Origin of the sequence: Streptomyces wuyuanensis (assembly GCF_900103455.1) — a bacterium.
Taxonomy (GTDB): Bacteria; Actinomycetota; Actinomycetes; order Streptomycetales; family Streptomycetaceae; genus Streptomyces; species Streptomyces wuyuanensis.
The window spans coordinates 299920-324375 of record NZ_FNHI01000003.1; the positions used below are offsets into that span (position 1 = coordinate 299920).

Sequence of the window (24456 nt, forward strand, 5' to 3'; positions counted from 1 at the left end):
ATCGTGCCCGCCGCGACGAGCCGTTCGTCGTTGGCGAAGGTGCCGTGCAGGTAGTTGAGCCCGATGGTCAGTGTGAAGTTCTGCGGGTCGCTGAGAGGGAGACCGGCGGCGGCCGGGCACCGTACGGCGGTGGGCCGGCGCCCCTACCGGGACCGGTCGCCCGCCGCGGCGTCCACAGCGCTCCACTGCGTCTCGATCCGCCCGGCCTCCCGGATGAGCGCGTCCACCAGCTCCCCGGTGCTGCGCGCGGCGGTGGTGCGCAGCACGGCCACGCTGATCTCACGCGCCAGCGGCGGCCCGGTCAGTTCGCGCACGGCGACGTCGGGGCGCGGAGTGCCGAGGGCGAGCCGCGGCACGAGCGCGACGCCCGTGCCGGCGGCGACGAAGCCCTGCACGACCGCGTAGTCGTCGGTGCGCAGGCCGTGCACCGGCTCGAAGGAGTGCTGCGCGCATGCCCACGACAGCACGCGGTCGCAGGGGTCGCGCGGGTCGGCCGAGCCGATCCAGTCGTCGTCCCTCAGTTCCTCCAGCGGCACACGGGCCAGTCGGGCGCACCGGTGGTCCTCGGGCATCACGAGCAGCAGCGGATCGGTGAGCAGCGGATGCAGCTCGAAGTCGTCGTCCAGATCGAGCCGGTCGCCGGGCTGGGAGAAGACGAGCGCCGCGTGCAGTTCGCGTGCCACCAGCCCCCTGAGCAGGGCCGGCAGCTCCCCCTCGACGAGGGACACCTGCACTCCTTCGCCGCGCACGGCCTTCACCGCCGGCGGCAGCAGCAGCGCGCCGGCCGTCGGGAAGGTGCCTATGTGCAGGGTGTGCGCTCCCCGCTCGGACAGGTCCCGCACTTCCCGTTCGGCGAGCCGCAGCCGTTCGAGCACGGCCTCCGCGTGGGGCAGCAGCGCCGCTCCCAGCTCGGTGAGCGCGGCGCCGCGCGGTCCGCGCTGCACCAGGCGGGCGCCGAAGTGCGCTTCCAGCACGCCGAGATGGTGGGTGACGGTGGGCTGTGTGTAGTGGAGCGAACGGGCCGCAGCGGCGAGGGAGCCCTCCTGCGCGATGGCCTTCAGGACGGTCAGCTGACGGAGTTCGAGCATATAGACATTCTATGGAGGGTGCGAGGTAACTCATGTATTCCTCGATATCCCCCCGCGTGCGACGCTCACCGGCGTGAACAGCACGACCACCGCAACGCCCGTAGATGCCGCACCCGCCCGAAGGCCCGCCCCCGGCACCCCGTACGCGGACGCTCTCCGCGCCCAGGCCGGGCACGACTGGGTACGGCTGAACGTCCCCGGACACGCCGCGGACCCGCAGGCCTACCAATCGCTCGCCTCCCTGCTCGGCCCGGACGCGCTCCGGCTGGACTTCCCGCCGCTGCTGGACGGCATCGACCTCGGGGCCTCCTCCCCGCTGGACGAGGCGCTGGCGCTGGCCGCCGAGGCGTGGGGGGCCCGGCGCACCTGGTTCCTCACCAACGGCGCCTCGCAGGGCAACCAGATCGCCTCGCTCGTCGCCCCGGCGCTGGGACGGGTGCTGGTCGTGCAGCGCAGCGTGCACTCGAGCGTCATCGACGGGCTCGTCCTCTCGGGGCTGGACTGCGCCTTCGTCCAGCCGTCGGTCGACACGGAGCAGGGCATCGCCCACGGCGTCAGCGCGGCGGACCTGACGCGAGCGCTCGCGGAGCACCCGGACGCGGCCGCCGCCTACGTCGTGACCCCCAGCTACTTCGGCGCGGTCGCCGACGTGCGCGCCCTGGCTGAGGTCTCCCACGCCGCGGGCGTGCCGCTCATCGTGGACGAGGCGTGGGGCTCGCACTTCGGCTTCCACCCGGCGCTGCCCGGCAACGCGCTGTCCCAGGGCGCCGACCTGGTCACCTCCAGCACCCACAAGCTGGCCGGCAGCCTCACCCAGTCCGCGATGCTGCACCTCGGGCACGGCCCCTTCGCCGACCGGCTGGAGCCGCTGGTGGACCGGGCGTTCCGACTGGTCCAGTCGACGAGCGCGAGCGCACTGCTCATGGCGTCGCTGGACGTGGCACGGGCGTCGCTGGTGGCCGGCCGCGACGCCGTCGGGGCGTCGGTGGCCGCGGCGGACGCGGTCCGCCGGGCGATCCGCCGGCTGGGCCGGTACGAGATCGTCAGCGACTCCTTCGGACGGTTCCCCGACGTCGTGGCCGCGGATCCGCTGCGCATCGCAGTCGGCACCCGCAGCGGAGGCATACCGGGTCACGAGGCCCGCAGGCTGCTCCACCGCGACCACCGGATCATGGTGGAGGTGGCGACGGACTCCGCGATCGTCGCGGTGGTCGGCGCGGGCGCTGCCCCGGACACGGACCGTTTCGTCGAGGCCCTGCATCTGCTGCCCGCCCCGGCGGCCGGATCCGCCCCGGACGAGCGGTCCCGGTTGCGCCTGCCGTCCCCCGGCCCCGCGAGGCTCACCGCCCGGGAGGCGTTCCTGAGCCGGTCGCGCACGGTGGCGGCCACGGACGCCGCGGGCATGATCTCCGCCGACACCCTCGCCGCCTACCCGCCCGGCATTCCCAACGTGCTGCCGGGCGAGGTCATCACCGCCGAGGCGGTCGACTTCCTGCAGCGCACGGCCGCCGCCCCCGGCGGCCATGTGCGCGGCGCGCTCGATCCCACCGTCGTGTTCCGTGTCGTCGACCGGGAATCCCCGCTGCCGCTCTGACCAGCTCCCCGCCCGCCCCTTCCGCCCCCCTTGGAGAACACCACCATGACCAGAAGTGCCGTCGCCCGCCGGATGATCGCCGCGGTCGCCGCGACCGAGAGCCGACTCGTTCCTCGCCGGCTGCGACGCCCGGACGCACGCCGCGCCGGGCGCCGATCCGCCCGGCGCGGCGTTCACCAGGCCAGCGGCTGCTCGGTCCAGATGACCTTGCCACTGCCCGTGTAGCGCGTGCCCCAGCGCTCGGCGAACTGGGAGACGAGGAACAGCCCCCGGCCGCCCTCGTCCGTGGTGGTGGCCCGGCGCAGGTGCGGGGCGGTGCTGCTGCCGTCGGAGACCTCGCAGATCAGGGAGCGGTCGCGGATCAGCCGGACCGTGATGGGTTCGCCGGCATGGCGGATCGCGTTGGTGACCAGCTCGCTGAGTATCAGCTCGGTGGTGAACGCCTCCTCCGCGAGTCCCCACTCCTCCAGGGTCCGGGCGGCTTCCGCACGCACCCGGGCCACCTCGGACGGGTCGGCCGGCACGTCCCAGGTGACGGCGCGGTTCCCGTCCAGCACCCGGGTGCGTGCGACGACCAGGGCCACGTCGTCCCGGGGGCGCTCCGGCAGCAGGGCGTCCAGCACCGCACTGCAGGTCTCCTCGGGCGACCCGCCGGCCCGGGCGAGCGTGCGGCGCAGCAGGTCCAGCCCCTCGTCGATGTCGCGGTGCCGGTCCTCCACCAGGCCGTCGGTGTACAGCACCAGGCTGCTGCCCTCGGAGAGGTGCAGTTCGCTGGACTCGAACGGGAGCCCGCCGAGACCGAGGGGCGGCCCCGCCGGCACGCCGGGGAACTCGACCTCGCCGTCGGGGTGCACGATGACCGGCTCCAGGTGCCCCGCGCGGGCCACCGTGCACACCCGTGACGTGGGGTCGTAGATCGCGTACAGACAGGTGGCGCCGGTGAGCGTGGTGACCGAGCCGTCGGTGTCCTCGTCCTGGTCGATGCGCGAGACCAGTTCGTCCATGTGCCACAGCAGTTCGTCGGGCGGAAGGTCGAGGGTGGAGAAGTTGTGGACCGCGGTGCGCAGCCGCCCCATGGTCGCCGCGGCGTGGAGTCCGTGACCGACGACGTCGCCCACCACGAGGGCGACCCGGGCGCCGGGGAGCGGGATCACATCGAACCAGTCCCCGCCGACCCCGCCGAGTCCGGCCTGTGCGGGCAGATAGTGGTAGGCCACGTCGAGAGCGGTCTGCTCGGGCAGGACCCGCGGCAGGAGGCTGCGCTGGAGGGCGACCGCCATCGAGTGCTCGCGGGTGTAGCGGCGGGCGTTGTCGATGTTCACCGCGGCGCGGGCGACCAGCTCCTCCGCGAGCGACACGTCGTCGTCGTCGAAGGGCTCCGGCCGCTGGGAGCGCCAGAACGTGGCGACGCCCATCGTCACGCCCCTGGCCCGCAGAGGGGCGGCGATCATGGAGTGGATGCCGTAGCCGACGAGTCTGCGGGCCCTGGCCGGTTCCTGTTCCTGCCAGCCGGAGAACGCGGCCAGGTCGGCCTCCAGGACGGTCTTCCCCCTGGCGTACGCGACGGCCTGGGGCGTCGTGCTGACGAAGTGGATCAACCGCCCCGAAGGGTAGAGCGGAGTGTCGTGCCTGACGCCCGTGAAGGCGATGCGGCGCATGTCGGTGCTGGTCTCCGCGGGCTCGTCTCCGCTGAGCACCAGGTCGGGCAGATCGACGGTGACGTAGTCGGCGAACCGGGGGACGGCGAAGTCGGCGAGCTCCTGCGAGGTGCGGACCACGTCGAGGGTGGTGCCGATCCGCATGCCTGCGTCGTACACGAGTCTCAGTCGGCCCTGTGCGATGTCGGCGCGGCCGCTCAGGGCCCGGAGCTCGGTGGTGTCCCGAAGGGTGGCGACGGTGCCGCAGGGCCCGGACCCGTCCGGTGGAGGGCCCATGGCGCGCTGGTTCACGGCGACCAGCTGGTGCCCGATGGCGTGCACCTCGTCGCTCGCCGGGCGCCCGGACTCCAGCAGCCGGGCGATCTCGGGGTCCATCGCGATGTCGCACACGGGGCGCCCCTGCGCGTCCGGGGGCAGGGCGAGCAGCCGTCGTGCCTCGTCGTTGACGAGCACCAGCCGGCGGTCCTCGTCGACGATCAGAACGCCCTCCCGCACCGCGTGCAGGACCGCGTCGTGGTGCTCGTACATCCGGGTCATCTCGGTGGGACCCAGGCCATGTGTCTGGTGCCGCAGCCGCCTGCTGATCAGCGCGGCCCCCGAGGTGGCGACGACGAGGGCGAACGCCGCGGCGCCGAGCAGGACGGGAAGCTGGTCCTGGGCGGCTCCGCCGGCCCGCTCGACCGTGATGCCGGCCGCCACGAGGCCGATCACCTCGCCGTTCGCGTCGAGCACGGGCGCGACACTGCGGATCGAGGGGCCGAGGGTGCCGGTGACGGTCTCGGTCACCGTGCCGCCGGCCACCGCCGGGGCGATGGTGCCGATGTACTTCTTGCCGATCTCATCCGGATCCGGGTGTGTGTAGCGGGTGCCGTCGGTTGCCATCACCACGACGAAGTCCACACCGGACGTCTTCCTGGCGGCCTCGGCCTTGCGCTGCAGAGCCGCGCTCGGGTCGGGGTCGCGCAGGGCTTCCCTGATGCCCGGTGCGGTCGCGTACGTCTGGGCGACGGCGACCGACCGGTTGCGCGCCTCCCGCTCGCCGTCCGACCGGGCCTGCAGGAGCAGTGCGGCGACGGCGGCCGCGACGAGCAGCAAAGCCACCGTCACCTGCAGGACGAACACCTGACTGGCGACGGTGCGCGCGCTCATCACGGAGCGGAGGCGGCCGAAAAGTCCGGCCATGTTCCTATCTAACACCGGGCCGCTACGGCGGGCGACCGCGTCGGCCGCCCGCGGGAGGGGCCGACGCGTACGCACGGCGCCCCGTGCGACGGAGTCGCCGCCGCGGCCACGGCCGTCCCCGCCCGGACGACGGCGCCGCACCCGCCCGAGGGGCGACGCGGGGCGGCCGCTCGGGGCGGCCGCCCCCGTCACCCTCTTGCCGGCCGTGCCGGCCCCGGCGCGCGTCAGTTCGCACCGATCCCCTCTCAGGACCTCGCTCCCCGGTCCTCGCTCCCCTCAGGCCCTGGTCAGCCGCAGCGTCACGAGCTCGAACGGACGCAGGGCGAAGGACACCGCGTCGCCGGCGCGCTCCACGGTCCGCCCCTCGGCCTCCGGACGCTCCAGCAGATCCGTCGCCACCGCTCCGGACAGCGGGAAGCCCGCCGTCAGCGTCGCGCGGACGCGCCCGCCCCGCGACTCGTGGAAGCGGACCACGACATCGCCGCTGCCGTCGTCCGCGAGCTTGACCGCGGTGACCACGACCGCGTCGTCGTCCACGGAGACCAGCGGTGCGACTGCGGCGTCCGCACCCGTCAGCCGCCGCTCCGGCAGGTTCACGCGGTACCCCTCACGGACCGCGTCGCCGATCGTCGCACCCGGTGCGAGCGCGTGCCGGAAGCGGTGGACTCCCTGGTCGGTCTCCGGGTCGGGGAAGCGCGGGGCGCGCAGCAGGGACGCCCTGAACGTGGTCGTCGTACCGGAGTCGGCGGTGCGGACGGTACGGGTCACGTCGTGGCCGTACGTGGAGTCGTTGACCAGTGCCACGCCCCAGTCCGGCTCGCCGATGTGGACGAAGCGGTGGTTGCAGGCCTCGAACTTGGCCGCCTCCCAGCTGGTGTTGGTGTGTGTGGCCCGGTGGAAATGGCCGAACTGGGTCTCGGACGCGTACCGCTCGGCGTGCACGTCGAGCGGGAAGGCCAGCTTGAGGAACTTCTCCGTCTCGTGCCAGTCGACCTCGGTCTCGATGTCGAGCCGCTTGGCACCCGGGACGAGCGACAGCACCTGGCGCACCTCGGACGCCCCGAAGGAGCGCACGATCCGCACGGCGGCCGCGCCGGGACCGGCCGTCCCGTCCGGTCCGGCCGGCTCCACGAGATCCGCCTCCACCAGGTCCGTCACCGTGTTCCGGTAGAACTCGTCCACGTCCCACGCGTCCCACATGTTCGGGAAGTCCGGGTGCAGTTGCAGCAGATTCGCGGCGCCCCCGGGCGCGACCGTCTCGCGCTCGGCGCCGATGTCGTACGCCGAGACGACCAGGCCCCGCTCGTCGATCTCCACCCGTAGCAGCCCGTTGTCGAGAACGTACCCGCCGCCCTCGCGCGGCTGCAGATGGGCCGTGCCGCCACCGGTCGGGCGGCCGGCGCCGCCCGCCGCGATCCCGTGCCGTGCGTGCGGAGCCGAGTTGAAGACCAGTTCGGCGGTGCCGTCGCCGGCCAGGGCACGCTGGGCGGCGTCGACGACGGCGTTCAGCTCGTCGGCGACCGCCGCGTACGTCCGCTCGGCCTCGCGGTGCACCCAGGCGATGGACGAGCCGGGGAGGATGTCGTGGAACTGGTGCAGCAGCACGGTCTTCCAGATCCGGTCGAGCTGTTCGTACGGGTACGGGAACCCGGTCCGCACCGCGGCCGTGGCGGCCCACAGCTCGGCCTCGCGCAGCAGGTGCTCGGAGCGGCGGTTGCCCTGCTTGGTCCTCGCCTGGCTGGTGAGCGTGGCCCTGTGCAGTTCGAGGTACAGCTCGCCGACCCACACCGGCGGATTCGCGTACTCGGCCTCGGCCTTGGTGAAGAACTCCTCCGGGGTCTCCCAGACCACGGTCGCCGCGCCTTCGAGGTCCCGCATGCGGGCGGCTTTGGCGACCATCTCCCGGGTGGTGCCGCCGCCCCCGTCGCCCCAGCCGGTCGGCGCCAGCGAGTGCCGGGCGACGCCCTTGTCCTTGAAGTTCCTCGCGGCGTGCGCGATCTCGCTGCCCTTCATGGAGCAGTTGTAGGTGTCCACCGGCGGGAAGTGGGTGAAGATGCGCGTCCCGTCGATGCCCTCCCAATGGAAGCTGTGGTGCGGGAACTTGTTCGTCTGCGACCACGAGATCTTCTGGGTGAGCAGCCACTTGGAGCCGGCGGCCTTGATGATCTGGGGCAGACCCGCGGCGAACCCGAAGGTGTCGGGGAGCCAGGCCTCGTCGTTCTCGATGCCGAACTCGTCCAGGAAGAACCGCTTGCCGTGGACGAACTGGCGCGCCATGGCCTCCGACCCGGGCATGTTGGTGTCGGACTCCACCCACATGCCGCCCGCAGGCACGAACCGGCCGTCTGCGACGGCCTTCTTCACCTTGGCCCACACCTCCGGCCGGTGCTCCTTGACCCAGGCCCACTGCTGCGCCTGCGACATGGCGAAGACGAAGTCGGGCTCGTCCTCCAGCAGCGCCGTCATGTTGGAGGTGGTGCGGGCGACCTTGCGCACGGTCTCCCGCAGCGGCCACAGCCAGGCGGAGTCGATGTGGGCGTGGCCGACGGCGCTGATGCGGTGCGCCGAGGGCTGGGCGGGGGTGGCCAGCGCCTGTTCCAGGCAGGCCCGGGCCGCGGCGGCCGTGCCCGGGACGTCCTGGAGGTCGACCGCGTCGAGGGCCCGGTCCACGGCTCGCAGGATCTCCCAGCGCCGGGCGGAGTCGGCGGGGAGCTCCTGCATCAGCTCGCCCAGCACCTCGAGGTCCATCACCAGCTGCCAGACGGTCTCCTCGAAGACGGCCAGGTCCATCCGCGTCAGCAGGTACTGCGGTTCCGTGCCCGCGGTCTCCTTGTCGCCCAGCGCGGTGGGGAGGAACGGGTGGTAGTCCAGGATCACCGGGTTGGACGCCGCCTCGATGTGGAGCCGCACCTGCTCGCCCCCCTCGGCGGGCGCCCCGATGCGGACCCACTGGTTGCGCGGGTTCAGTCCCTTCACGGGGGTGCCGTCGGGCCGGTAGACGAGGCCTTCGCACTGGAAGCCGGGCATGTTCTCGTCGAAGCCGAGGTCGAGGATCGCCTCGACGGTCCGTCCCGCCCAGGCGTCCGGCACGGTTCCGGTCACCCTGAACCAGCTGGTCCCCCAGGGCGCGCCCCACTTGGTGCCGACCGTGATCGGCGACGGCTCGGCGGCCAGCCCTTCGGCGACCGGCACGGGCTCGCCGGGGGCGTTCCAGACGGCCACGTCCAGCGGGACGGACGAGGAGTACACGGCGGGTCGGATGCGCTCGTCGAGGACGCGCTTCAGTCGGGCCTCGACCAGGCTGCGGTCGTCATGCATGAGGGTCTGCTCCGTAAAAGGGTTCGGGATACGGGGATTCGGGCGTCACCAGGGGTGGACGACGGAGGCGGCCGGGGACGCCGTGTAGAGCTCGCCCACGGCTCGGACCTCGATGCGGACGCCCCGTTCGCCCGGCTCCGGACGCAGCCCGGAGACGTGGAACGCGGTCTGGCAGGTACCGCCGAGGAAGCGCCGGCCGCCGCCGGGGAGGACGCGGTGCAGTTCGTAGTGGCGTACGGGGCCGGGCGCTGCGGTCCAGCGCAGCCTCAGTCCGGTGCCGTCGGCGGTGTCGGCGCCGGCCGTGATCCGCAGGCCGGTGGGGCGTGCGGGCCGTGCGGTCCCGCGCCGCACCGCGAGTCCCCCGAGACGGTAGGCCACCGCACCGTCGCCGGTGAGCCGGACGCCGAGGGCGCGCAGGGAGCCGGAGAAGCCGTTCAGCCGGACGGTCGCGGTCGTCCAGCCGCTGCCGCCGCGCAGGGTCCCGGCGGGCACGTGCCGGTACGGGACCGGGTCACCGGGCCGCGCCGGCTCCCGGGTGGCGACGGCGAGTTCGACGGTCACCGGGCCGGCGTCGGCCCGGTGGGTCAGTTCGACGACGGTGCCGGGTTCGAGCGGCAGCCTGGTCGCGTAGAGGTCCACCGTCACGGGTGCGTCGAGTGCGCCGGCGACCAGCACGCTGCTGCCGCCGCGCCAGGCGTCGGCGAAGTCGAAGGAGACGGCCGGGCGGCGGCCTTCGGTGCGGACGACCCAGCGGCGGCCCGGCAGGCGGTCCTGGAGGCCCAGGTGGTTCCACTCGGCGTCGGAGGTGACCGTGCCGTTCTCGTACCAGCGCAGTCCGTGGCCGGTGTTGAAGGTGGTGGCGAACGGCAGCCCCGTGACGGTGGAGCGGTCGGCGACGGCGGTCGCCGGGGCGCGCCAGCCGCTGTCTCCGTCCGGGACGGACGGGTCCAGCGAGGGCCCCGTCCAGAACCGGTCGTCGGCGGCGTGGAACTCGCCCGGGGTGCGGTCCGCCGGGAGGTGGTTGCGGGTCCACTCGGGCCGGTAGAAGCCGTAGGAGAGGACGTGGTCCCGGTCGCGCGGGACGATCGCGTCCCAATCGACGGCCTTGTTCCAGCCGCTTGCCTCGACGTCGACGCCGGCCCACAACTCGTAGCGGTCGCGGCCGAGTTCACCGGCACGGACACCGGAGGACGCGAGGCCGGCCGGTGTCCAGCGGAAGTCCACGAACATCGAGTCGGCGGTCCGGAAGAAGTCCTGGTTCCGCTCGTTGAGGGCGCCCTGCCAGCCCACGGTGCCGTCGACCGTCATCGCGTCGTACCAGGTGATGCGCAGCCCCGCGGCTTCGCCCCGGGCCCGGAGGTCCCGCACGAAGGCGAGCATCTCGGTGCCGAGAGCCGCGTCGCCGCCCTCCGTCTCCGCGTTGACGAACCAGCCGTCGAAGCCGTGGGCGGTGGCGACCTCCACCAGCTTGGCCGCGAGGGGGAAGCGGCCCCAGGAGTCGCGCTGCACCAGGTCGCGCGTCCACCGGAGGTCGCCGCCCCAGTGCACGGGCGGCAGGAAGACGGTGCCGAGGACGGGAACGCCGTTGCGGTGGGCCGCGTCCACGACCGGGGCGTTCGGGGCGAGGATCAGCCCCTCCCCCGCCGAGCCGCCCCAGAACACGAGTTCGTCCAGGTACGCCCAGTGGGTGAGCGCGTAGTAGTCGGCGGTGGGCGCGCCCTGGGAGGGGTTCCGGGAGGTGTGCTCGAAGGACACGAGCGACTGGACCCGGGCCTGACCGCTGCGGGCCGTACGGTTCGGCGGCACGGGGGTGAAGCGCCGGGCGAGGGGCACGGCCGCGGTGTTGAACGGCAGGTCCGGGTCGTCCTCGGCCCGCCAGGTCCTCAGGCTGCGCCAGGTGATGCCGTCGCCGGGGGTCCCGGCGGGCAGCGAGTCGGGGAACCAGTACGAGGCGTACGGCCGGAGGTCCGGGGCGGCCGGCCCGGCCGCCGCGGTGCGGTCGGCGTCGGGCGCGGCGGCGCCGGCGGCCGGCCCCGGGACGAGGAAGGCGGCCGCGGCTCCCGCCGCTCCGGCGATGACGACGCTGCGGCGGCTGGGGACGGTGGGCTGGGTCATGTCGGGCTCCGTGTCGGTGGAGGACGAGTGACGGTGCGGGCGAGCGGGCTCTCCGCGGCGGTTCAGGGGACGGGGTCCGGTACGCGGACGTGTCGGACCCGGCCCGTACCCGGTGGGCGGTCGTCGGGAGGCGTCGGGGCGACGCCGGGGGTCGGCCGCTGTGCCGGTGCGGAGGCCGTGCGGGCGGCGAGCGGTCCTCGGCCGCCGGCTGCCGCCGGGGTCGTCATCGGACCTCGTCCGGGGTGACGACCTCGGTGATGCCCCGGGCGGCCAGGTGCGCTGCGTCGTCCGCCCGGCTCGCGAGCACCGCGGCGGGCCTGACCCCGTCCGCGGTGAGCCGGGCGAATGCCTCGAAGACCGCGCCGCCCGGCGCGCAGACCGAGCGCCGAGGGGCGGTGTCGTCGTCGCCCGCGTCGACGACGAGTGCCGTGGTCCGGGGCGAGGGCCGGTGCGGGCGCTCGCGCTGCTCGCGGACGATCCGGGCGATCGTCCGGCCGGCCGGTTTCACCTCCCTGTCGCTGGTCATCAGGCCCAGGCTGTACTCGAGTTCGGGGAAGTCGGCCAGGGTGCGCGACACGTCGTGCGAGCACCACCAGGTGACGCCCCAGAGGTCCTCGCAGTCGAGGGCGTTGACGACGGTCGCCTCGGTGAAGGTGTGTGCGTGCTCGGCGGGGACGAGGGGTGCGGGCGCGCCGACCTCCTGCAGCCACACCGGACGGTGCGGTGCCTCGGCCCACGCCTTGGACAGCTCGACGAGGTACGCGGCGTGGTGCTCGGTCGCCGTCCCCGTGCGGCCGTGCCGCTGGGCGGTGCCGTTGAAGACCCAGGAGTGCACGGCCGTGACGGCGCCCAGCCGGGCCGAGTGCGCCGGTGTGAACGGCTGGTCGTCCTGGTACCAGGCGGCGTCGTACTCGGCGTGCAGGTGCAGCTTCCCCGGTGCGCCCTCCTCGCAGGCGGCCAGCAGCAGGTCCAGCCAGCGCTCCGCCTGCACCGGTGTGATCCGGTCGGGGTCGGGATGGGGTCCGGCCGAGAACTGGTTGACCTCGTTGCCGATGGTCATGCCGATGAAGTTGGGCCGGTCGGCGAGCGCTTCGGCGAGCGTGCGCAGATAGTCGGCCTGGCCCGTCACCACGTCCGGGTCCGTGAAGATGCTGCGGCGGTGCCAGGTCTGCGTCCAGGACGGCAGGAAGTCGAAGCTCGACAGGTGCCCCTGCAGTCCGTCGACGTTGACGTCCAGCCCGCGCTCGGCGGCCGCGTCGGCGAGCAGGACGAGCTGCTCCACGGCCCGCGGGCGGATCAGGGTGCGGTTGGGCTGGAAGACCGGCCACAGCGGGAAGACCCGGATATGGTCGAGGCCCAGTGCGGCGACGGAGTCCAGGTCGGCCCGCACGGCGTCGAGGTCGAAGTCGAGCCAGTGGTGGAACCACCCCTGGCTCGGGGTGTAGTTCGCGCCGAAGCGCACGCGTGAGGTCATGTGGGTCAGGGGTTCCTCGGGGGTTCGGGGAAGGACGGTCCGGCGGACCTGCTGCTTCGACGGTGCGTCAGCCCTTGACGGCGCCCTCGCCCACACCGCGGAAGAAGTAGCGCTGGAGGCAGGCGAAGAGGACGATCAGCGGCAGCACGGCGATGATCGTGCCCGCCGCGACGAGCCGTTCGTCGTTGGCGAAGGTGCCGTGCAGGTAGTTGAGCCCGATGGTCAGTGTGAAGTTCTGCGGGTCGCTGAGCACGATCAGCGGCCACAGGAAGTCGTCCCAGGCGCCCATGAAGGCGAAGATGGCGACGACCGCCAGGGTGCCCTTGACCGAGGGCAGCGCGATGCGAGCGAACCGCTGCCAGACGTTGGCCCCGTCGACGAACGCGGCCTCCTCCACCTCGTAGGGCAGGTTGAGGAACGCGTTGCGCATCAGCAGCACGTTCAGCGCCGAGACCGACAGCGGCAGCACCACACCGACGAGGGTGTTGTTCAGTCCGAGCTCACGCATGGTCGTGAACTGGGCGATGATGATCCCCTCGACGGGCACGAGCATCGCCAGGACGAACGCGACGGTGGCGGCCCTGCGGCCTCGGTAGCGCAGCCGGGCGAGGGCGTAGCCGGCGAGTGCCGCACCCGCGCAGTTGGTCACGACGTTGGCGACCGCGACGGTGAGCGAGTTGAGCGCGTAGTCCCACACCGGGATGGTCTCGGCGACACGGCTGTAGTTGGCGAAAGTGGGCTGTTCGGGAAGGAAGGCCGGCGGGGAGCTGAAGATGTCCTCGTGCGGCCCCTTGAGGGAGGTGGACAGCTGCCACAGGAACGGTCCGACGGTCAGCGCGAGAACGGCCAGCAGCAGCACGTACCGTAGCGCGATCTCCCAGCCGGGCATCCGGCGTCCGCTCTCCCGGTTGCCGCGGCCGCGCCGGCTGTTCCCGCCGCCGTTCTCCCGCTCCGGGCCGTCCCGGTGCCCGTTCATGAGTTCCCCTTGCCGGTTCATGCGTCCTCCTTGCGGTCGGCGCGCAGCACCAGCAGCATCAGCGCGACCGTGACGACGAAGACGACCACCGAGATCGCCGAGGCGTAGCCGGCCCGGCCGCTCAGTCCGGTGCCGGTGCGCTGGACGAGCATGACGAGGGTGGTGTCCTCGCCGGCGGGGCCGCCGTCGGGGCCCGCCATCAGGTACACCTCGGAGAAGACCTTGAAGGCGGCGACCGAGGAGAGCGCGCCCACCAGCACCATGGTCGAACGCACCGCGGGCAGGGTGACGGTGAGGAACCGGCGTACGGCTCCGGCGCCGTCGACGGACGCCGCCTCGTGGAGCTCGCGCGGGACGTTGGCCAGCGCGGCCAGATAAATGATCATGTAGTAGCCGAGGCCCTTCCAGACGGTGACCGCCATGGCGCTCAGCAGGAGCAGCCACTGGTCGCTCAGGAAGCCGACCCTGCCGACCCCGACCGCCTCCAGCACCGCGTTCACCAGCCCGCGCTCGTCGAGCAGCCACACCCAGATGAGGCCGACCACGACGATGGAGGCGACGACCGGGGTGTAGAAGGCGGAGCGGAAGAACGAGATGCCGGGGATCTGCTTCTGCACGAGCAGCGCCAGCAGCAGGGGCAGGACCACCAGCGCGGGCACGACGCCGAGCACGTACAGCGTGCTGTTGCGCAGGCCGGTCCAGAACATCTCGTCGCCGAGCATCTCCCGGTAGTTGTCCAGCCCCACGAACCGGCCGGCGATCAGCGTCCTGCGGTCCGTGAAGGAGTTGGTCACCGTGGAGAGGAACGGGTAGAGGCTGAAGGCACCGGCGACCAGCAGCCCCGGGGCCGCGAACAGCCAGGGACTGGTCGGCAGATGCCGTCTGATCCGGCTTCGTCCGTCCCGTGGGCGGCCTCCGGTGCGGGGGTTCTTCGGGGCGCGCCCCTCGGCCGTGCTGCCGGAGGGCGCCGCCGCAGTGGTGGTGGGGGTCGTCATGGTGTGTCCGGGTCCCTGCTCGTCCGGGTCTCAGCTCTGCTTCAGCAGCCGGTCGCAGGCCCTGACAGCGTTGTCAAGCGCTTCCTTGGGGCTCTCCTTGCCCTGGAGCGCCCTCGCGACGGCGTTGCGCAGTTCGGTCTTCATCTGGTCGCTCATCAGCACCGGGGTGTAGTTGACCGCGGTCTTCAAGGACTTGGCGGCCGCGATCCGCACCCTCGTCGCGTCGGTCCCGTCCTCCTTGGTGAAGTACGGGTCGTCGAGGGAGCCCGCGGTGCTCGGGAAGATGGCGACCTGCTTCGCGAACTCCATCTGGTGCCGGGCGTCGGTGACGAAGTGCGCGAAGGCGACGGCGGCCGGCGTCCGCTCGGTCCTGGCGTTCACCATCACGCCCATCACGTACATGTTGTCCTTGCCGGTGCTGCTGATCTGCTCGGTGATCCCGATGTTGTCGTACAGCGCCGGGGCGTCCTTCCTGAACTTCTCCAGGTCCAGCGCGGAGCCCGGGTTCATCGCCACGGCCTGGGTGAGGAACTTCTTGCCCGCCGACTCGGGCGTCGCGGTGAGCGCCTGCGGGTCGAGCGCCTTGGCGTCGTACAACTCCTTGTATTTGGTGAGGAGTTCGACGCCCTTGGCGTCGTTGAAGGTGAAGGCCGTGCCTTCGTCGTTCATCAACTGCACGCCGTAGCGGCCGAAGTCCTCGATGGTGGGGATGTTGGCCAGCGTGGCGATCCTGCCCTTGCTCTTGCCGGCTATCCGCAGCGACTGCGCGAAGAGCTCGTCGTATGTCGTGGGGGGCTTCTCCGCGTCGAGCCCTGCCTCCCGGAAGAGGCGCTTGTTGTAGAACAGCGGGCCGGTGTTGAGGTACCAGGGGAACGCGTACGTGCCCTCCATGCCGGGGATCCCGTGCCCGGCCCAGGCACCCGGCAGGTACTCCTTCTTGTACTTCGCGGCCGCCTGGTCGAGGTCCAGCGCGAGGCCCGCCTTGGCGAGCGGGGCGAGCAGGTCCGGCGAGACGTTCACGACGTCGGGCAGCGTGCCGCCGGCGGCGTCGGCGCTGAGCTTGTCGGCGTAGCCCTCGGCGGGCTGGTCGATCCACTTCACGTCGGTGCCGGGGTACTTCTTCTCGAACTCGGCGATGAGGCCGGTGAAGTAGGGCTTGAAGTTGGCCTGCAGGTTCCAGGTCTGGAACGTGATGCTGCCTTCGATCTTGCCTGAGGCGTCTGCCGCACCCCCGCCGCCGGAGTCTCCTCCACAGGCGCTGAGCGGCAGGAAAACGGCGAGGGCGGCGGCAGTGGCGACTGCTCTGCGGGCGGTACGGCGGCTGATGGGCACGGTGGATCGGCTCCTTTGCTCGGCCCGGCGTGACGGCGGCATCCGGCGCGAGAGATGCCGACGGACGCTGGGAGCAGACCCTGCATCGCGTTCCGGGGAAAAGTCAATGGATTGGTTTGAAGGAATCCCATTCACATACCGTCTCCGCAGGTCAGAAGCGTTCCCCAACAGGCTTGCGTGATCGACTAATGCGCTTTAGAGTGCAACTACTCAAGCGCATTAGTGCACCGAGGTGAACCGAGGCCGGGAAAGGGGCACGGGTGGGAGCGAATCCCCCGTCCGCCAAGGACGCGTCGCAGAGCAGGCGAGCCCCGGCCCGCCGGCCGACGATGAAGGACATCGCCCGGCGGGCGGGGGTCTCGGAGAGCGCCGTGTCGTTCGCGCTCAACGACCGGCCCGGGGTCTCCGAGGTCACCCGCGACCGGGTCCGCCGAGTAGCCGAGCAACTGGGCTGGCGACCGAGCACCGCCGCCCGCGCCCTGTCCGGTGAGGGCGCGGCGACGGTGGGCCTGGTGGTGGCGCGGCCGGCGGGGACGCTCGGCGTCGACTCGTTCTTCCTCCAGCTGATCTCCGGCATCCAGGAGGTGCTGTCCGAGCGCCATCTCGGTCTGCTCTTCCAGGTGGTGGAGGACGTGGACGCCGAGTGCGCGGTGTACCGCCGATGGTGGGCCGAGCACCGGGTGGACGGCGTCCTCGTCGTCGACCCGCGCACCGACGATCCCCGGCCGGCGCTGCTCGACGAACTCGGCCTGCCCGGTGTGGTGATCGGCGGTGCGCCCGAGGAGCCCCCGGCCCCGGGGCTGTCCGCCGTGTGGGCGGACGACGCGGGCGCGATGGCCTCCGTCGTCGGCCGGCTCCATGCGCTCGGGCACCGGCGCATCGTGCACATCGCCGGGCTGCCGGGGCTCGCCCACACCGAGCGGCGCATCCGCTCGCTGCGCGCGGAGGCCGGGCGGCTGGGACTGACCGAGGTCCGGTCCGTCACCACCGACTACTCGGACGCGGAGGGCGCGGCGGTGACCCGCGGAGTGCTCTCGGGCGACGCGCCGCCGACCGCTCTCGTGTACGACAACGACGTGATGGCCGTGGCCGGGGTCGCCGCGGCCACGGGCCTCGGCTGTGCGGTGCCCCGGGACGTGTCGATCGTCGCCTGGGAGGACTCGGCCCTGTGCCGCCTGGTCGATCCCTGGCTCGCGGCCCTCTCACGGGACACCGTCTCGTTCGGCCGCAGCGCGGCGGGCGAACTCACCGCGCTCCTCGACGGAGGCACCGCGCGTACCGTCCGGGTGCCGGTACCCGAACTGATCGAGCGGGCCAGCATCGGGCCGGTCCGTCCGGCGACCGGCCGGCGGTGACCGACCGGGCGCGGTACGCCGCCCGGTGAGGCGTCAGGCGTCGGACGCCGCCGTACCGCGGGGCCGGCGGTGCCACCAGTGGCGGCGGCGCGGGTGCACCGCACGGCCGAGCCGGCGGCCGACGAGGAGGTAGCCCAGCACGGCGCCCGTGGTGTTGAGGATGACGTCGTCGACGTCGAAGGCCCGGCCCGTGACCAGCGCGCCCTGGACGAGTTCCACGAGCGCCATGACCAGGGCCGTGGCCAGCAGCACCCGGATCAGTCCGCGCGCCTTCGGCACCAGGACCGGGAGCAGGACGCCGAACGGGACGCCCAGCAGGACGTTGCCGCCGAGCTGTTTGACGGTGTCGCGGAACGCCGGCTGGGACAGGTAGTCGCGGATGGACGCACCCGGCTGGACGTTGCTGTGGGTCAGCGGCTCCGACGCCGCCGACGGCTCCAGGGTGAGCCGGGCGAGGACCACGCTGAACGCGACGGTCGCCGCGAACGCCGCCGCCACGGCGAGCGCCCGCAGGATGGGTGGCATCGGTTCCGCTCCCGGTGCCGGCCGGGAGCCGGCTTCCTTCGCCGCCGTGTCGTTGCCGCCGCTGCGCCTCATGGTCGCCTCTCCCCAGCCGTGTGGGCCCGTCAGTGCCCGCACCGGCTACCCGGGGTACGGGGGCTTCATTCCTCGGCCGGCCGCCCCGTCGCCCGTTCGCCGCAGGCCCTGCCGGGCGGGCGGTGGAAGGTGCGCCGGACGCAGCCGGACGCCTGGGGGTGACACCCGGCTCGGGCCCCCGGCCGGGGCTCGTCCGCTGGCCCGGCCCGCTCGCCCCGCCCGTGGACAATGGGCGCATGAGGCTGTTGCTGACATCGGACACCCATGTGCCCAAACGGGCCCGGGAACTGCCCGGTGAGCTGCTCGAAAGCATCGAGCGCGCCGACGTCGTCCTCCATGCGGGCGACTGGGTGGACACCGCGACGCTGGATCTGCTGGAGGCCCGGTCGCGGCGGCTCGTCGCGGTGTACGGCAACAACGACGGCCCCGCGCTGCGGGACCGGCTGCCGGAGGTGGCACGCGCGGAACTGGGCGGGGTGCGCTTCGGCGTCGTGCACGAGACGGGGCCGGCGCAGGGCCGCGAACGGCGGTGCGCGGAGCGGTTCCCCGAGCTGGACGTCCTGGTGTTCGGGCACAGCCACATCCCCTGGGACACCGCCGCCGAGGGCGGGCTGCGGCTGCTGAACCCCGGCTCGCCCACGGACCGGCGGCGGCAGCCGTACTGCACGTACATGACCGCCGTGGCGGCGGGCGGGCAGCTGACCGAGGTCGAACTGCACCGGCTGCCGCCACGGCGGCCGTGAGGGTGTCCGTGCCGGGTCAGGCGCGGTGGAGCAGCGCCTTCATGGCGTCGAGCAGGACCGTCTCCGGGTCGCGGACCGCACCGGGCGCACGCCAGGCCACGAAGCCGTCGGGGCGTACCACCACGGCGCCCTCGTCCGTCGTCCCGTGCAGTTCGGCCCAGTCACCCGATTCGGGGACGAGCTCCGCGTGCGGTTCGGTGCCGATCCGGTAGGCGTCCAGGGTGATGGACAGCTTCTCGGCGACGCGGGCGGCCGCCGTGTGCCACGGTGTGCCGCCGGAGCCGGTGAGCAGCACGAAGTTGCGCTCGTACAGATCCAGCGTCGACAGCCTCCGCTCGCCGTCGTGCGGGTGCAGCCACATGTGCGGGGCGCGGGTGCCGGGGTCCCCGGAAAGATCCATCCGGTCGGGTACGACGGCCATCGCCGGATCGGCGCCGACGACGGCTCCGCGCGGGTAGCGGTAGCCCATGGCGACGGTGAGCATGCCGCGCTGGCGTCCGCCGACCATCTCGGGACCCGGGGTGTACCCCGGGTGGCTGTGTTCCGCCGAGCGTGCGGACGCGCGCTCGCTGGTGGCCTCCGCCACCGGCCGGCGCTCGGCCTCGTAGCTGCCCAGCAGACCCGGGCCCGCGGACCCGTCGAGGACGAGCGCGAGCTTCCAGGCGAGGTTGTGGGCGTCCTGGATGCCGGTGTTGGAACCGAACGCGCCGGTGGGTGACATCTCGTGGGCGGAGTCGCCCGCGAGGAAGACCCGGCCCTGGCCGTACCGCTCCGCGACTCGTTCGGCCGCGTGCCAGGGGGCCTTTCCGGTGATCTCCACGTCGATGCCGGGGGCGCCGACGGCGCGGCGGATGTGGGCGGCGCAGCGCTCGTCGGTGAAGTCCTCGAGCGTCTCGCCGGTCTCCGGCTGCCAGGGGGCGTGGAACACCCAGTTCTCGCTGTTGTCCACGGGCAGCAGGGCGCCGTCAGCGTCCTCGGCGGTGAGGTAGCAGACGATGAAGCGCCGGTCGCCTACGACGTCGGCGAGCCCGCGCGAGCGGAAGGTGATGCTGACGTTGTGGAACAGGTCCCCGTGGCCCGTCTGGCCGATGCCGAGGTGCCGGCGGATGGGGCTGCGGGGCCCGTCGGCCGCGATCAGGTAGTCGGCGCGCACGGTCCTGCGCCGCCCCGACTCGCGCTCTTGCACGACGGCGGTGACCCCTTCCCCGTCCTGCTCGAACGAGACCATCTCGGTGGAGTACCGCAGGTCGCCGCCGAGCTTGCGGGCGCAGTCCAGCAGCACCGGTTCCAGGTCGTTCTGGCTGCACACACACCACCCGGACGGGCTGAGCCGGGCGATCCCGTTGCCGGGGTCGATCTCCTTGAGCAGCCACTCTCCCGCGTCGCCGTGGAGCGAAGGGGTCTGGAAGATGCCGTGGTTGTCGGCGAGGAGTGATGCGGCCTCGTGGATGAGCGGTTCGGCCCCCGCCACCCGGAACAGCTCCATGGTGCGGACGTTGTTGCCCCGGCCGCGCGGATGCCTCGACGTGCCCGCGTGTCTCTCCACCAGCATGTGCCCGACGCCGAGCCTGCCGAGGAACAGCGAGGAGGACAGCCCCACCAGGGAGCCGCCCACGATGAGTACCGGTACGCGCTCGTCGATGTGTTCTTCCATCAGTAGCTCCAGCTCCAGCCGCCGGTAGGGGGGAATGGAGTTTCCATGCCCTGGCGGGAGGGCCTCGATCGCCCGGTTCACCCACCTGGTTCACACATCTCGCGCCACCCGTGGTACCGGCACAGGATCGAAGCCTGAAACCCCGAGCCGGCTTCGTGCACCGCACGCGGCGGCCCCACCGTCTCGAAGGAGATGCGTGCATCATGACAACGCTTTCCGAACGTATATCCCAGTCGGCCTTTGACGGCTCCAGGCTGCGTGTCGTACTGCTGCTGGACCTTCATGACGGCGCTCAGCAGAACTTCCTGAAGGCGTACGAGCACATGCGCAACCAGGTCGCGTCGGTGCCGGGCCACATCAGCGACCAGCTGTGCCAGTCGATCGAGAATCCCTCGCAGTGGCTGATCACCAGTGAGTGGGAGAGCGCACCGCCGTTCCTCGCCTGGGTGAACAGCGAGGAGCACGTCGAGACCGTGCGGCCGCTCCACAACTGCGTCCGGGACACCCGGTCCCTGCGCTTCAGCGTGCTGCGCGAGACGGGCAAGCTGCACACCTCCTCGGCCGCCGACGCGACCCAGGGCGGGCTGCAGCCCTTCCCCCGAGTGGGTGACAACGTGGTGCGCCACGCCCTCACCTTCACCGTGAAGCCGGGCAGCGAGGCGGTCGTCGCGGACATCCTCGCGGGTTACCAGTCGCCGCAGTCGAAGGTCGACGAGCACACCCGGCTGCGCCGCACCTCGCTGTTCATGCACGGCAACCGTGTCGTGCGGGCCGTCGAGGTGGAGGGCGACCTGATGGCGGCGCTGCGCCACGTCTCCCGGCAGCCCGAGGTGCGGGCCGTCGAGGAGGCCATCAACCCCTATCTGGAGCAGGACCGGGACCTCAACGACCCGGACTCCGCGCGGGTGTTCTTCACCCGGGCGGCGCTCCCCGCGGTGCACCACCTGGCGTCCGCGGGCGACGACCACGAGGCCGTCAAGCGGCACGCGCTGTACTACCCGGCCAAGCCCGGCTGCGGCATGGCGCTGGCGCGGCTGCTCGCCGGACAGGACGAGGCGGCGGCGGGAGACCCGGCGACCCCGATCGACAGCAGCACGATCTTCCAGCGGGACGACATCGTCGTACGCCTGGTCGACGTGCGCGGTTCCGGTGACGCGGCGCCGCTGCAGGTGATCGGGGCCCACGGTCCGCGCAAGGCGGCCATGCTGTCCCGCCTGCTGGACAGCGAGGCGCTGGGCATCGACGCCCCGGCCACGGAGGAGGACATGTCCAAGCTCCTGTCGTCCGCCGACATGCGGCCCATCACCGACCGCCACGCCCCCTGACCCGTGCGACCGGCCGCCCAGGCACCCGCACACCCCGAACCGCCGGCGCCCCATCGCGCGGCCACGTGGAGGAACCCGTCATGACCACACCTCATCGCATCGTCGACCTGAGTGAGACCCAGCACAACACCAAACGCGGCGGCGACCTGCGCGCCATGCTGACCCCCACCGCGGTGGGCGCCACGAGCGGCTTCATGGGCCTGGCGACCGTCGAGCCCGGCGACCGAATCGGCGAGCACTACCACCCGTACTCCGAGGAGTTCGTGTACGTCGTGTGCGGCGAGATGGAAGTCGACCTCGACGACGAGACGCTGGCGATCCGGCCGGACCAGGGACTGTTCATCCCGCCCTACGTGCGGCACCGGTTCCGCAACGTCGGCAGCACCCAGGCCCGCATGGTGTTCCACCTCGGGCCGCTGGCCCCGCGGCCGGAGCTGGGCCACGTCGACACCGAGGAGACGCCGGCGGCGGAGGCCGCGGCGGCCCACCGGCCGCCGGAACGCACCGGGACGGCTTCATGACCCGGCGCGTCGCGGTCACCGGTGTCGGCATAGTCGCGCCGGGGGGTGTCGGAATACCGGCGTTCTGGGACCTCCTGGCCAACGGCCGTACGGCGACGCGCGGCATCACCCTCTTCGACCCGACCGGTTTCCGCTCGCGGATCGCCGCCGAGTGCGACTTCGACCCGGAGGAGCACGGTCTGGGTCCGGAGGAGGTGCAGCGGGCGGACAGGTACGTCCAGTTCGCCATGGTCGCCGCCCGCGAGGCCCTCCGGGACGCCGGTCTCGACCCGGAGAAGGAGGACCCCTGGCGGATCGGGGTGTCCCTGGGCACGGCGGTGGGCGGCACCACCCGTCTCGAGCACGACTACGTCAAGGTCAGCAGTTCCGGCCGGCGCTGGGACGTGGACCCGAGCGAGGCGGAGCCGCATCTGCACCGGGCGTTCTCGCCCAGCGCCCTCGCCTCCGAGGTCGCCGAGCAGACGGGCGCCCACGGCCCGGTGCAGACCGTTTCCACGGGCTGCACCTCCGGCCTGGACGCGATCGGGTACGCCTTCCACGCGATAGAGGAGGGCAGGGTCGACGTCTGCATCGCCGGTGCCTCGGACTCGCCCATCTCCCCCATCACCGTGGCGTGCTTCGACGCGATCAAGGCCACGTCACCCAACAACGACGATCCGGCCCATGCCTCCCGCCCGTTCGACGCACGCCGTGACGGGTTCGTCATGGGCGAGGGCGGAGCCGTGCTCGTCCTGGAGGAACTCGAGCACGCGCGGGCCCGCGGTGCCACGGTGTACTGCGAGATCGGCGGCTACGCCACGTTCGGCAACGCGTACCACATGACGGGTCTGACCCGTGAGGGCCTGGAGATGGCACGCGCCATCGACAGCGCCCTGGGCCACGCGCGGATCGACGGGTCGGACATCGACTACGTCAACGCGCACGGCTCCGGTACGCAGCAGAACGACCGGCACGAGACGGCCGCCGTGAAGCAGTCGCTCGGTTCCCACGCGTACAAGGTCCCGATGAGTTCCATCAAGTCCATGGTGGGTCACTCGCTCGGGGCGATCGGGGCGATCGAGGTCGTCGCCTGTGTGCTGGCACTGGCCAACCAGGTGGTGCCTCCGACGGCGAACTACGAGACCCCCGACCCCGAGTGCGATCTCGACTACGTGCCACGCACGGCGCGCGCCCTCAAGCTGCGCAACGTGCTCTCGGTCGGCAGCGGATTCGGCGGATTCCAGTCCGCCGTGGTCCTGACCCGGCCAGGAGGGAGGACACCATGAGTCCTCGGCAGGACCGGCAACCGGTCGTCACCGGAATCGGTGTCGTCGCCCCCAACGGGGTCGGTACCGATGCCTTCTGGAAGTCCACACGGGAGGGCATCAGCGTCCTCGACCACATCACGCGTGACGGCTGCGACCACATGCCGGTCCGGGTCGCGGGAGAGGTACGCGGCTTCGACCCCGAATCCCTGGTCGAGGAGCGCTACCTCGTCCAGACCGACCGGTTCACGCACTTCGCGATGGCCGCCGCCGACATGGCGCTGGCCGACGCGCGGATAACGTCGGGCGACTACAGCGAATCCCCGTTCGCCGTGGGTGTGGTCACGGCGGCCGGTTCCGGCGGCGGCGAGTTCGGCCAGCGGGAGCTGCAGCGGCTGTGGGGACAGGGGTCGCGCTATGTGGGCCCTTACCAGTCCATCGCCTGGTTCTACGCGGCGAGCACCGGCCAGATCTCCATCCGCGGCGGGTTCAAGGGCCCCTGCGGTGTGGTGGCCAGTGACGAGGCGGGCGGTCTCGACGCCCTCGCGCACGCCGCCCGGGCCATCGGCCGGGGCACGGACGCGGTCGTCATCGGCGCGGCGGAGGCGCCGCTCGCGCCGTACTCGCTGGTGTGCCAGCTCGGGTACCGGGAACTCAGCACGAACGAGGACCCGGAGCGGGCCTACCGGCCCTTCACCTCGGGTGCGAGCGGCTTCGTGCCCGCGGAGGGCGGGGCCATGCTCGTCGTCGAGGAGGAGTCGGCGGCCCGCCGCCGCGGCGCCACCGTGCGCGCCCTCGTGGCCGGTCACGCGGCGACGTTCACCGGGGCCTCCCGGTGGGAGGAGTCGCGCGAGGGGCTGGCCCAGGCGATCCGGGGGGCCCTGGCGGAAGCCCGGTGCGCACCCGAGGAGATCGACGTCGTCTTCGCCGACGCGCTCGGCATCCCGGACGCCGACCGGGCCGAGGCCCTGGCGCTCGCGGACGCGCTGGGGACGCACGGCCGGCGGGTGCCGGTGACGGCGCCCAAGACCGGTACGGGCCGGGCGTACTGCGGAGCACCCGTGCTGGACACGGCGGCCGCCGTGCTCGCTCTGGAGGACGGCGTCGTCCCCCCCACGCCCAACGTCTTCGACGTGTGCCACGAGCTCGATGTGGTCACCGGCAGGCCGCGCCCTGCCGAGCTGCGCACGGCCCTGGTGCTGAGCCGGGGGCTCATGGGCTCGAACGCGGCGCTCGTGCTGCGGCACGGCGCCGACACCCGGTGAACAACCGAGACAAGGAGGAC

At 72.5% G+C, this 24456-nt stretch carries 17 protein-coding genes and 1 pseudogene; 7 read left to right on the forward strand and 11 right to left on the reverse strand.

What is annotated here, in order from left to right:
- Together BLT82_RS37800 and BLT82_RS06790 are read right to left on the reverse strand one after the other, a co-directional pair.
- Window positions 1–95 (reverse strand): annotated as a pseudogene (locus tag BLT82_RS37800) (carbohydrate ABC transporter permease); the annotation flags it as partial.
- A 48-nt stretch (window positions 96–143) separates the two neighbouring features.
- The gene (locus BLT82_RS06790) at window positions 144–1088 is read right to left on the reverse strand and encodes a LysR family transcriptional regulator (RefSeq protein ID WP_093652922.1); all 945 of its coding nucleotides are present in this window, start codon (window positions 1086–1088) and stop codon (window positions 144–146) included.
- A gap of 73 nt (window positions 1089–1161) precedes the next feature.
- Between BLT82_RS06790 and BLT82_RS06795 the strand changes: the two genes are divergently transcribed.
- Entirely contained in the window at window positions 1162–2682 is a 1521-nt protein-coding gene (locus BLT82_RS06795) for an aminotransferase class I/II-fold pyridoxal phosphate-dependent enzyme (RefSeq protein ID WP_244291864.1), read from the forward strand.
- 173 nt (window positions 2683–2855) lie between these two features.
- Here BLT82_RS06795 and BLT82_RS06800 read toward each other — a convergent pair whose 3' ends face one another.
- The 7 genes from BLT82_RS06800 to BLT82_RS06830 all read right to left on the reverse strand — a co-directional run bounded on the left by BLT82_RS06800 (window position 2856) and on the right by BLT82_RS06830 (window position 15774).
- Window positions 2856–5522 (reverse strand): SpoIIE family protein phosphatase, encoded by a 2667-nt coding sequence (locus BLT82_RS06800; RefSeq protein ID WP_093652924.1) that lies wholly within the window; start codon window positions 5520–5522, stop codon window positions 2856–2858.
- A 276-nt stretch (window positions 5523–5798) separates the two neighbouring features.
- On the reverse strand, window positions 5799–8840 hold the full coding sequence (locus BLT82_RS06805; protein ID WP_093652925.1) for an alpha-mannosidase: 3042 nt from the start codon (window positions 8838–8840) through the stop codon (window positions 5799–5801).
- 45 nt (window positions 8841–8885) lie between these two features.
- Window positions 8886–10955, reverse strand: coding sequence for an endo-beta-N-acetylglucosaminidase (locus BLT82_RS06810; protein ID WP_093652926.1), 2070 nt, complete (start codon window positions 10953–10955; stop codon window positions 8886–8888).
- Window positions 10956–11178: 223 nt separating this feature from the next.
- On the reverse strand, window positions 11179–12429 hold the full coding sequence (locus BLT82_RS06815) for a glycoside hydrolase 5 family protein (RefSeq protein ID WP_093652927.1): 1251 nt from the start codon (window positions 12427–12429) through the stop codon (window positions 11179–11181).
- A gap of 67 nt (window positions 12430–12496) precedes the next feature.
- Window positions 12497–13318 (reverse strand): carbohydrate ABC transporter permease, encoded by an 822-nt coding sequence (locus BLT82_RS06820; RefSeq protein WP_093653013.1) that lies wholly within the window; start codon window positions 13316–13318, stop codon window positions 12497–12499.
- Between the two features lie 104 nt (window positions 13319–13422).
- On the reverse strand, window positions 13423–14400 hold the full coding sequence (locus BLT82_RS06825) for a carbohydrate ABC transporter permease (protein ID WP_093652928.1): 978 nt from the start codon (window positions 14398–14400) through the stop codon (window positions 13423–13425).
- 30 nt (window positions 14401–14430) lie between these two features.
- A complete protein-coding gene (locus BLT82_RS06830) occupies window positions 14431–15774 on the reverse strand; it encodes an ABC transporter substrate-binding protein (RefSeq protein ID WP_093652929.1) in 1344 nt (447 codons plus the stop codon).
- A 287-nt stretch (window positions 15775–16061) separates the two neighbouring features.
- Between BLT82_RS06830 and BLT82_RS06835 the strand changes: the two genes are divergently transcribed.
- Entirely contained in the window at window positions 16062–17087 is a 1026-nt protein-coding gene (locus tag BLT82_RS06835; protein WP_093653014.1) for a LacI family DNA-binding transcriptional regulator, read from the forward strand.
- 33 nt (window positions 17088–17120) lie between these two features.
- On the opposite strand, the gene BLT82_RS06840 is transcribed toward BLT82_RS06835, so the two are convergent.
- Window positions 17121–17684 carry a VanZ family protein gene (locus tag BLT82_RS06840; protein ID WP_208867745.1) on the reverse strand — a complete coding sequence of 188 codons (564 nt, stop codon included), beginning with the start codon at window positions 17682–17684 and terminating at the stop codon, window positions 17121–17123.
- Window positions 17685–17920: 236 nt separating this feature from the next.
- Here BLT82_RS06840 and BLT82_RS06845 point away from each other — a divergent pair, with 236 nt between their 5' ends.
- Window positions 17921–18427, forward strand: coding sequence for a metallophosphoesterase family protein (locus BLT82_RS06845; protein ID WP_093652930.1), 507 nt, complete (start codon window positions 17921–17923; stop codon window positions 18425–18427).
- 16 nt (window positions 18428–18443) lie between these two features.
- Here the strand turns inward: BLT82_RS06845 and BLT82_RS06850 are convergent, their stop codons facing one another.
- Entirely contained in the window at window positions 18444–20081 is a 1638-nt protein-coding gene (locus BLT82_RS06850) for an FAD-dependent oxidoreductase (RefSeq protein WP_093652931.1), read from the reverse strand.
- Between the two features lie 203 nt (window positions 20082–20284).
- On the opposite strand from BLT82_RS06850, the gene BLT82_RS06855 reads away from it, so the two are divergent.
- From BLT82_RS06855 to BLT82_RS06870, 4 genes are all read left to right on the forward strand, one after another.
- Window positions 20285–21406, forward strand: a complete 1122-nt coding sequence (locus BLT82_RS06855) for a SchA/CurD-like domain-containing protein (RefSeq protein ID WP_093652932.1) — start codon at window positions 20285–20287, stop codon at window positions 21404–21406.
- 80 nt (window positions 21407–21486) lie between these two features.
- A complete protein-coding gene (locus tag BLT82_RS06860) occupies window positions 21487–21927 on the forward strand; it encodes a cupin domain-containing protein (RefSeq protein ID WP_093652933.1) in 441 nt (146 codons plus the stop codon).
- Window positions 21924–23192, forward strand: coding sequence for a beta-ketoacyl-[acyl-carrier-protein] synthase family protein (locus BLT82_RS06865; protein ID WP_093652934.1), 1269 nt, complete (start codon window positions 21924–21926; stop codon window positions 23190–23192). The genes BLT82_RS06860 and BLT82_RS06865 overlap by 4 nt, the downstream gene beginning before the upstream one ends.
- Window positions 23189–24436, forward strand: coding sequence for a ketosynthase chain-length factor (locus tag BLT82_RS06870; protein ID WP_093652935.1), 1248 nt, complete (start codon window positions 23189–23191; stop codon window positions 24434–24436). The genes BLT82_RS06865 and BLT82_RS06870 overlap by 4 nt, the downstream gene beginning before the upstream one ends.
- Window positions 24437–24456: the final 20 nt, after the last annotated feature.

Bases quoted from the DNA above. Each gene is read 5' to 3' on its own strand.
- BLT82_RS06855 (WP_093652932.1), top strand. From the start codon at position 20,285: ATGACAACGCTTTCCGAACGTATATCCCAGTCGGCCTTTGACGGCTCC.
- BLT82_RS06835 (WP_093653014.1), top strand. From the start codon at position 16,062: ATGAAGGACATCGCCCGGCGGGCGGGGGTCTCGGAGAGCGCCGTGTCG.
- BLT82_RS06865 (WP_093652934.1), top strand. From the start codon at position 21,924: ATGACCCGGCGCGTCGCGGTCACCGGTGTCGGCATAGTCGCGCCGGGG.
- BLT82_RS06870 (WP_093652935.1), top strand. From the start codon at position 23,189: ATGAGTCCTCGGCAGGACCGGCAACCGGTCGTCACCGGAATCGGTGTC.
- BLT82_RS06810 (WP_093652926.1), bottom strand. From the start codon at position 10,955: ATGACCCAGCCCACCGTCCCCAGCCGCCGCAGCGTCGTCATCGCCGGA.
- BLT82_RS06805 (WP_093652925.1), bottom strand. From the start codon at position 8,840: ATGCATGACGACCGCAGCCTGGTCGAGGCCCGACTGAAGCGCGTCCTC.
- BLT82_RS06850 (WP_093652931.1), bottom strand. From the start codon at position 20,081: ATGGAAGAACACATCGACGAGCGCGTACCGGTACTCATCGTGGGCGGC.
- BLT82_RS06830 (WP_093652929.1), bottom strand. From the start codon at position 15,774: ATGCCGCCGTCACGCCGGGCCGAGCAAAGGAGCCGATCCACCGTGCCC.
- BLT82_RS06825 (WP_093652928.1), bottom strand. From the start codon at position 14,400: ATGACGACCCCCACCACCACTGCGGCGGCGCCCTCCGGCAGCACGGCC.
- BLT82_RS06840 (WP_208867745.1), bottom strand. From the start codon at position 17,684: ATGAGGCGCAGCGGCGGCAACGACACGGCGGCGAAGGAAGCCGGCTCC.
- BLT82_RS06860 (WP_093652933.1), top strand. From the start codon at position 21,487: ATGACCACACCTCATCGCATCGTCGACCTGAGTGAGACCCAGCACAAC.
- BLT82_RS06815 (WP_093652927.1), bottom strand. From the start codon at position 12,429: ATGACCTCACGCGTGCGCTTCGGCGCGAACTACACCCCGAGCCAGGGG.
- BLT82_RS06800 (WP_093652924.1), bottom strand. From the start codon at position 5,522: ATGGCCGGACTTTTCGGCCGCCTCCGCTCCGTGATGAGCGCGCGCACC.
- BLT82_RS06820 (WP_093653013.1), bottom strand. From the start codon at position 13,318: ATGCCCGGCTGGGAGATCGCGCTACGGTACGTGCTGCTGCTGGCCGTT.
- BLT82_RS06845 (WP_093652930.1), top strand. From the start codon at position 17,921: ATGAGGCTGTTGCTGACATCGGACACCCATGTGCCCAAACGGGCCCGG.
- BLT82_RS06790 (WP_093652922.1), bottom strand. From the start codon at position 1,088: ATGCTCGAACTCCGTCAGCTGACCGTCCTGAAGGCCATCGCGCAGGAG.